Origin of the sequence: Micromonospora sp. NPDC048905 (genome assembly GCF_040649655.1) — a bacterium.
In the GTDB taxonomy this organism is placed as follows: Bacteria; Actinomycetota; Actinomycetes; order Mycobacteriales; family Micromonosporaceae; genus Micromonospora.
Genome location: NZ_JBEZFV010000019.1, coordinates 103,968 through 110,897 on the forward strand (window position 1 = coordinate 103,968; position 6,930 = coordinate 110,897).

The following is a 6,930-nucleotide window of genomic DNA, read 5'->3' on the forward strand; positions in this document are numbered from 1 at the left end:
GCCCGGTGGCCGATCCGGCCTAGCCTGGCCCTGACCCCGGGAGGTCCACTGTGGCGAATGGCGGGAACCGACCCATCGCGCCGGTACGCAAGCTGGTCGGCGTGGTGCTGGGCACCGTGGCCACCTTCGTCGTCGTCTTCGGGCTGGGCATGCCCAGTTGGGCCATCGTGGCTCTCGGGGTCGCCCTGCTGGTGCTGGCGATCGCGCTGGCGACCGTACGCGGTGGTGGGCGCACCTGGGTGGTCGGTGTCGGGCACGTGCACAGCGCTTCCGAACCACCCACCCAGTACGCGTTCGGCCGCTGCGAACTGCAACTGGTGCTCGACGCGCCCGGTCTGCCGCCCCGGTCCAAGAAGATCATCGAGCCGAGGGTGCCGGTCTCCAAGTGGCCGTCGCTGGGCCAGACCCTGCCGATCCGGGTCGCGTTGGACGACCAGCGGCACGTGAAGGTCCTCTGGGACGAGGTGCCGACCCACGCCGAGACCGCCGCCGCGGTCGCCGACCTCCCGCCGGAGTTCGCCGAAGCCGAGGCGATGGACGAGGGGCTGATCCAGCAGGATGCCCCGCCGTGGGCCGGCCGAGGGCCGGACGACGATTTCCGGGAAGATTTCCGCGACCCGCTCGGCGACCCCTACCGTGACCCGCTCGGCCCCGACCCGGTGCGCGCCGACCCCCTGCGCGATGATCCGCTGCGCGACGACCCGGGCGTCGTGCCCGAGGAGCGCAAGCCCGTGGTGATGCACCAGAGCCCGGGCGGCCCGGTGGTGTTGGAAGGCGTCCTCGTCGAGCAGCAGGCCAGTGGTGGACTGCCCCGGCGGGCCACCCCGGCACCACGCCCGCCCGCCGAGGAGCGCTTCGACGAGCGGTACGACCTGCCGGAGGACGACCGGGCAACCCCGCCCGCCGGAGACGCCTTCGACCCGCCGGCCCAGCGCGTCGACCCGCCGCCCGCCCAGCGGTCCGGGCCGGGCGCGACCGACCCACTGGACCCCCTCGACCTCCCGCTCGACGACCCCTCCCCCGCCGGGGCGGGACGCGAGACGGTCACCGACGAGGAGTTGGACCAGGCGATCTTCGGGTTCGAATCGGGCGCGACCGCCGATCCGGGCGCGCCGATCAGCGGGGTCGGTCTCACCCTGCTGGTGACCGACCTGTCCCGTTCGCTCGACTTCTACCGCGACGTGCTCGGCTTCACCGAGGTCGACCGGGGCGCCGGCAACGCCGTACTCGCCTCCGGCACGACCCGGCTCGTCCTGCGCGAGGTGACCGGCGCGGCGCCCATCAGCCGCCGCCTGGTGCACGTCAACCTTGAGGTCAACGACATCGAAGCGGCGTACGAACGGTTACGCGGGTCGGGCGTCCGATTCACGTACGCGCCCCGGGTGGTCAACCGGGGCTCGAAGCTGGAGGTGTGGGCGGCGGCGTTCCGCGACCCGGACGGCCACGGCATCGCGCTCACCCAGTGGCGCGAACGCGCCGAGGCCTGACCCGGCCCGCCGACCGGTCCGGCGTCAGCCGAGGATGACCCGGCGGACGTGCAGCGCGTACGCCCAGACCAGGGCGAAGATGATGCCCAGGGCGAGCAGCGACCAGTGCAGCAGACCGCCCAGCATCAGCAGGCCCTGGAGCACCGTGCCGGCGTGCCATGCCCAGGGGCGGCGCATCATGCCGGCGACCACGATGGCGGCCACCGCAAGTGCCACCACGGCACCGATCGCGGCGCCACTGAGATCACCGCCGACCACACGGATCGGCTGGATGGCGAGCAGCAGCACCAGCGCCTCCAGGCTGAGCGTGCCGGCCCCGAGGCCGCGTACCGCCCGCTCCGGGTTGCGCAACCCGGAGCGTCGCGGCTGCCCGGCGACGCGCTCCTCCGACACGGACTGATCGGCCGGCGAGCCGGCCGCGCCCTGGTCGGCCGGGTCATCGGTGGCGGAGGGGTCCCGCTGCGGCTCGGTCATCGCTTCAGCAGCCGACGAGCATCGGCGACCGTCACCACCGAGCCGGTGACCAGCACCCCGACCCCGCTGAGCTCGCCGGGGACGTCCTCCTCGGCCAGCGCCACCGCCAGCTCGATGGCGTCCGGCATCTCCTCGGCCAAGTCCACCCGCTCCTCGCCGAAGATCTCGGCGGCCAGCGCGGCGAGTGCCTCGGTCGGCATCGCCCGTGGGGAGCTGTTACGGGTGACCACCACCTGGTCGACCACCGGCTCCAGCAACTCCAGCATGGCCTCCGCGTCCTTGTCGGCGAGTACGCCGACGACCGCCACCAGCTTGCTGAACGCGAACTCCTCCTGGAGCGCGGTGACGGTGGCCTTCATGCCGTGCGGGTTGTGCGCGCCGTCGAGCAGGATCGTCGGCGCGTTACGGACCCGCTCCAACCGACCCGGGGAACTGGTCGAGGCGAAGCCCTCCCGGACCGTCTCGACGTCCAGCTGACGTCGAGCCCCGGCGCCCAGGAACGCTTCCACCGCCGCGAGAGCCACCGCGGCGTTCTGCGCCTGGTGGGCGCCGTGCAGCGGGATGAACACGTCGTCGTAGACGCCGCCCAGGCCCTGCAGGCTGAGGACCTGACCGCCGACCGCGACCGCCCGACCCAGTACGCCGAACTCGGCGCCCTCCCGGGCGATGGTGGCCCCGACCTCGGCGCTGCGATCGAGGAGGGGACCAGCGGCCTCCTCCTCCTGTGCCGCGGCGATCACCGTGGCGCCCGGGTGGATGATGCCGGCCTTGGCCAGCGCGATGTCCTGAAGGGTGTCACCCAACCACTCGGTGTGGTCCAGCCCGATCGGGGTGATCACACAGACCCCGGCCTGGATGACGTTCGTCGCGTCCTCCGCGCCGCCGAGGCCCACCTCGACCACCGCGATGTCGACAGGCGCGTCGGCGAACGTGGCGAACGCCAACGCGGTCGTCATGTCGAAGTACGTCAGCGGCTCGTCCGACCGCGCGTCCACCAGCTCGGCCAGCGGTTTGATCTCCCGGTACACGGCCGCGAACCGTTCCTCGCTCACCGGCTCCCCGTCCAGGCTGATCCGCTCCCGGACGGTCTCCAGGTGCGGGCTGGTGTACCGCCCGGTGTGCAGCCCGTGCGCCCGCAACAGCGAGTCGATCATCCGTGCGGTGGAGGTCTTGCCGTTGGTGCCGGTCAGGTGGATCGCCGGGTACGCCCGCTGGGGGCTGCCCAGCAGGTCCAGCAGCGACTCGATCCGGCCCAGCTCGAAGACCATGCGGGTGAAACCACGGGCGTTGAGCTCGGCCTCGACGGCGGCGAATTCGGTACGGTCGGTCACGAGGAAAGCGTCTCCAGAGCAGCGTCGATCCGGACCAGGTCGGCCTCGGCGGTGGCGAGCCGGTCGCGGATCTTGGCGACCACCGGCTCGGGGGCCTTACCGATGAAGGCCGGGTTGTCGAGCTTCGCCCGAGCCTGCGCGACCTCCTTCTCGGCCGCCGCGCGGTCCTTCGTCAGCCGGGCCCGTTCGGCGGCCACGTCGATCGACCCCCGGGTGTCCAACGCGACACCGACCGCGCCGGGCATGGCCAGCGTGGCGCTGGCCTGGAAATCGTCTCCGGCCGGGTCCAGTCGGACCAGGGAGCGGATCAGCGGCTCGTGGGCGTCGATGCCCGCCCCGGCCAGCCCGTCCAACCGGGCGGCCACCCGCTGGGTCGGGCGCAGCCCCTGATCGGAGCGGAACCGCCTGATCTCGGTGACCACGCGCTGCACACCTGCCAGCTCGGCCTCGGCGGCGTCGTCGACGAGCGACCGGTCGGCCACCGGCCAGGCGGCGGTCTGCACCGTCTCGCCACCGGTCAGCGCGAGCCACAGCTCCTCGGTGACGAACGGGATGACCGGGTGCAGCAGCCGCAGCAGCTGGTCCAGCACGTGCCCGAGGACCCGACGGCTGGTCTCGGCCCGCTCACCGCCCTCGGCGAGCACCGGCTTGCTCAGCTCCACGTACCAGTCGCAGACGTCGTCCCAGGCGAAGTGGTAGAGCAGGTCACACACCTTGGCGAACTCGTACGCCTCGAACTGCTCGTCGACCTCGGCGGTGACGTGCGCCAGCCGGGACAGGATCCACCTGTCGACGGTGGAGAGCCGCTCGGCGGGCGGCAGGTCACCCGTGGTGTGCGCACCGTTCATCAGGGCGAACCGGGTGGCGTTCCACAGCTTGTTGCAGAAGTTGCGCGAGCCCTGGCACCACTCCTCGCTGACCGGCACGTCCTGACCGGGGTTGGCGCCCCGGGCCAGGGTGAACCGGGTGGCGTCGGCACCGAACCGGTCGATCCAGTCCAGCGGGTCGACGACGTTGCCGAACGACTTCGACATCTTCTTGCCGTGCTCGTCGCGGACCATGCCGTGCAGGGCCACCACGTCGAACGGCTGCTTGCCGTCCATCGCGTACAGGCCGAACATCATCATCCGGGCGACCCAGAAGAACAGGATGTCGTAGCCGGTGACCAGGACGCTTGTCGGATAGAACTTGGCCAGGTCAGGGGTCTGCTCCGGCCAGCCGAGCGTGGAGAACGGCCAGAGCGCGCTGGAGAACCAGGTGTCCAGCACGTCCTCGTCCTGCCGCCAGCCGTCGCCGGTCGGCGGCTGCTCGTCCGGGCCGACGCAGACGATCTCGCCCTGCGGGCCGTACCAGACCGGGATCCGGTGCCCCCACCACAGCTGGCGGGAGATGCACCAGTCATGCATGTTGTCGACCCAGGCGAAGTAGCGCTTGGACAGCTCGGCGGGCTCGATGCGGACGCGACCGTCGCGCACGGCGTCGCCGGCGGCCTGGGCCAGCGGTCCGGTGTTGACGAACCACTGCAACGACAGCCGCGGCTCGACTGTCGTCTTGCACCGCGAGCAGTGCCCGACCGCGTGCACGTACGGCCGCTTCTCCGCGACGATCCGACCCTGCTCGCGCAACGCCGCCACGATCGCGGGCCGCGCCTCGAACCGGTCCAGCCCCTCGAACGGGCCGGGCACGGTGATCACGCCACGCTCGTCCATGACCGTGATCGCGGGCAGGTCGTGCCGCTGGCCGATCTCGAAGTCGTTCGGGTCGTGCGCCGGGGTCACCTTGACCATGCCGGTGCCGAACGACGGGTCGACGTGCGCGTCGGCGACGATCGGGATGCGCCGGCCGGTCAGCGGCAGCTCGACCTCGGTGCCGATCAGGTGCTGGTAACGCTCGTCGTCCGGGTGGACCGCCACCGCCGTGTCGCCCAGCATCGTCTCAGCCCGGGTGGTGGCCACCACGACCTCGTCGCTGTAGCGGATCGAGATCAGCTCACCGTCGTCGTCGGTGTGCTCGACCTCGATGTCGGAGAGCGCGGTCAGACACCGCGGGCACCAGTTGATGATCCGGTTGGCCCGGTAGATGAGACCCTCGTCGAAGAGCTTCTTGAAGATCGTCTGGACGGCCCGGGTCAGCCCCTCGTCCATGGTGAAGCGCTCACGGTCCCAGTCGACGGAGTCGCCGAGGCGCCGCATCTGCCCCAGGATCGCCCCGCCGGACTCGGCCTTCCACTGCCAGACCCGCTCGACGAACTTCTCCCGGCCGAGGTCGTGCCGGGACAGGCCCTCGGCGGCGAGCTGACGCTCCACCAGGTTCTGGGTGGCGATGCCGGCGTGGTCCATGCCCGGCAGCCACAGCGCCTCGAAGCCCTGCATCCGCTTGCGCCGCGTCAACGCGTCCATCAGCGTGTGCTCGAACGCGTGGCCCATGTGCAGTGAGCCGGTCACGTTCGGCGGTGGGATGACGATGGCGAACGGGGGCTTGTCACTGTCGGCGGAGGCCCGGAAGTGCCCGGCGGCTACCCACTGCTCATACCGTCGCTGCTCTACCTCGCCGGGCTGGTACTGGCCGGCAAGGGTCGGGGCGTCGGGGCGTCGGGCATCCAGTCTCTCGGTCACCTGACAAGTCTACGGAGGGCTTCCGCGGACCTGACGTGCGCCACCTGTGGTTCGCGTACGGTGTCGGCTATGTCCGACGCACATCTCACCGAGCGGTCGCTCGACGGCGGTCGCGAGCCGGTCGAGCTGACCGAAGAGCCGATCCAGCTGAGCACCCGCGACTCCGGGGGCGACCCCGACGAACGCCCCAGCGGCTGGTCGAGACGGCGCAAGATCGCTTGGACGGTCGCGCTGGTGGTCGGCCTGGCGGGCGCCGGGGTGCTGGGTGCCGCCGGGTGGCGGGTGGCGCAGCAGAAGGACACCGAGCTCACCTCGCCTCCGCAGATTGCCGGCCTGAGCCGGGACGACAGCGAACGAGCGAAGAGCACGGCCGACTACCTGCGCAGCGGCCTGGCGGCGGACATCGAGTTGGACCGCAGCTTCGGCACGGTCTACCGCGACCCGGCCGACGAGAAGCGCTCCGTGCTCATCTTCGGCGGCACCACCCTGCTCTGGCAGCCCGAGCGGGACCTGGAGAGCCTGTTCCGCCTCATGTCCGACGAGACAGGTGCGGTGACCGGCCTCCGCGAGATGCCCGCCGGCGACCTGGGCGGCGTGCTGAAGTGCGGTAGCACCAGCGGCGAGGGTGGCGACTTCGCGGTGTGCGGGTGGGCCGACCACGGCAGCGTGGTCATGGCGATGTTCCCGGGCCGGTCGGTCAGCGACGCCGGTGGCCTGCTGCGCAACCTCCGCGCCGGCATGCAGTCCCGCAACTGACCCCACCCGACCGGCGCCCCCGCCCAGACCACCGCCCGGCCGCAGGCCGCAGGGTCGCGCAACATCCTGGTTGTAGTGGGGTCAGCACGTCGGGGACAGCACCAGATTCTGGTTCGAGCGTGACCTTGCCTCAGGCGCGAGGAACCCGGGTCGGTGAACCCACCAACCGGCAGACGCAGAAAAGGCCACCCCGTGATGGGGTGGCCTTTTCTGGAAGATTGTCCGGCGGCGTCCTACTCTCCCACACCCTCACGAGTGCAGTACCAT

At 71.4% G+C, this 6,930-nt stretch carries 5 protein-coding genes; 2 read left to right on the top strand and 3 right to left on the bottom strand.

The window, feature by feature from the left end:
- The first annotated feature begins 50 nt into the window (after positions 1-50).
- On the top strand, positions 51-1,487 hold the full coding sequence (locus AB0C01_RS31745; protein ID WP_357572879.1) for a VOC family protein: 1,437 nt from the start codon (positions 51-53) through the stop codon (positions 1,485-1,487).
- Between the two features lie 24 nt (positions 1,488-1,511).
- Here AB0C01_RS31745 and AB0C01_RS31750 read toward each other — a convergent pair whose 3' ends face one another.
- Genes AB0C01_RS31750 through AB0C01_RS31760 form a run of 3 tightly spaced genes read right to left on the bottom strand, consistent with a single transcriptional unit; the run spans position 1,512 to position 5,907 of the window.
- Entirely contained in the window at positions 1,512-1,961 is a 450-nt protein-coding gene (locus AB0C01_RS31750) for a DUF4233 domain-containing protein (protein ID WP_357244145.1), read from the bottom strand.
- Complete coding sequence (locus tag AB0C01_RS31755) at positions 1,958-3,292, bottom strand: folylpolyglutamate synthase/dihydrofolate synthase family protein (RefSeq protein ID WP_357244142.1); 1,335 nt, start codon at positions 3,290-3,292, stop codon at positions 1,958-1,960. The genes AB0C01_RS31750 and AB0C01_RS31755 overlap by 4 nt, the downstream gene beginning before the upstream one ends.
- Complete coding sequence (locus AB0C01_RS31760; protein WP_357244139.1) at positions 3,289-5,907, bottom strand: valine--tRNA ligase; 2,619 nt, start codon at positions 5,905-5,907, stop codon at positions 3,289-3,291. Before AB0C01_RS31760 ends, AB0C01_RS31755 begins: the two co-directional genes overlap by 4 nt.
- 69 nt (positions 5,908-5,976) lie before the next feature.
- Here AB0C01_RS31760 and AB0C01_RS31765 point away from each other — a divergent pair, with 69 nt between their 5' ends.
- Positions 5,977-6,663, top strand: a complete 687-nt coding sequence (locus AB0C01_RS31765) for a hypothetical protein (RefSeq protein ID WP_357244136.1) — start codon at positions 5,977-5,979, stop codon at positions 6,661-6,663.
- The last annotated feature ends 267 nt before the right edge of the window (positions 6,664-6,930 follow it).

What these genes read in the sequence shown, in the direction of transcription:
- AB0C01_RS31750 (WP_357244145.1), bottom strand. Translation starts at nt 1,961, where the DNA reads ATGACCGAGCCGCAGCGGGACCCCTCCGCCACCGATGACCCGGCCGAC.
- AB0C01_RS31765 (WP_357244136.1), top strand. Translation starts at nt 5,977, where the DNA reads ATGTCCGACGCACATCTCACCGAGCGGTCGCTCGACGGCGGTCGCGAG.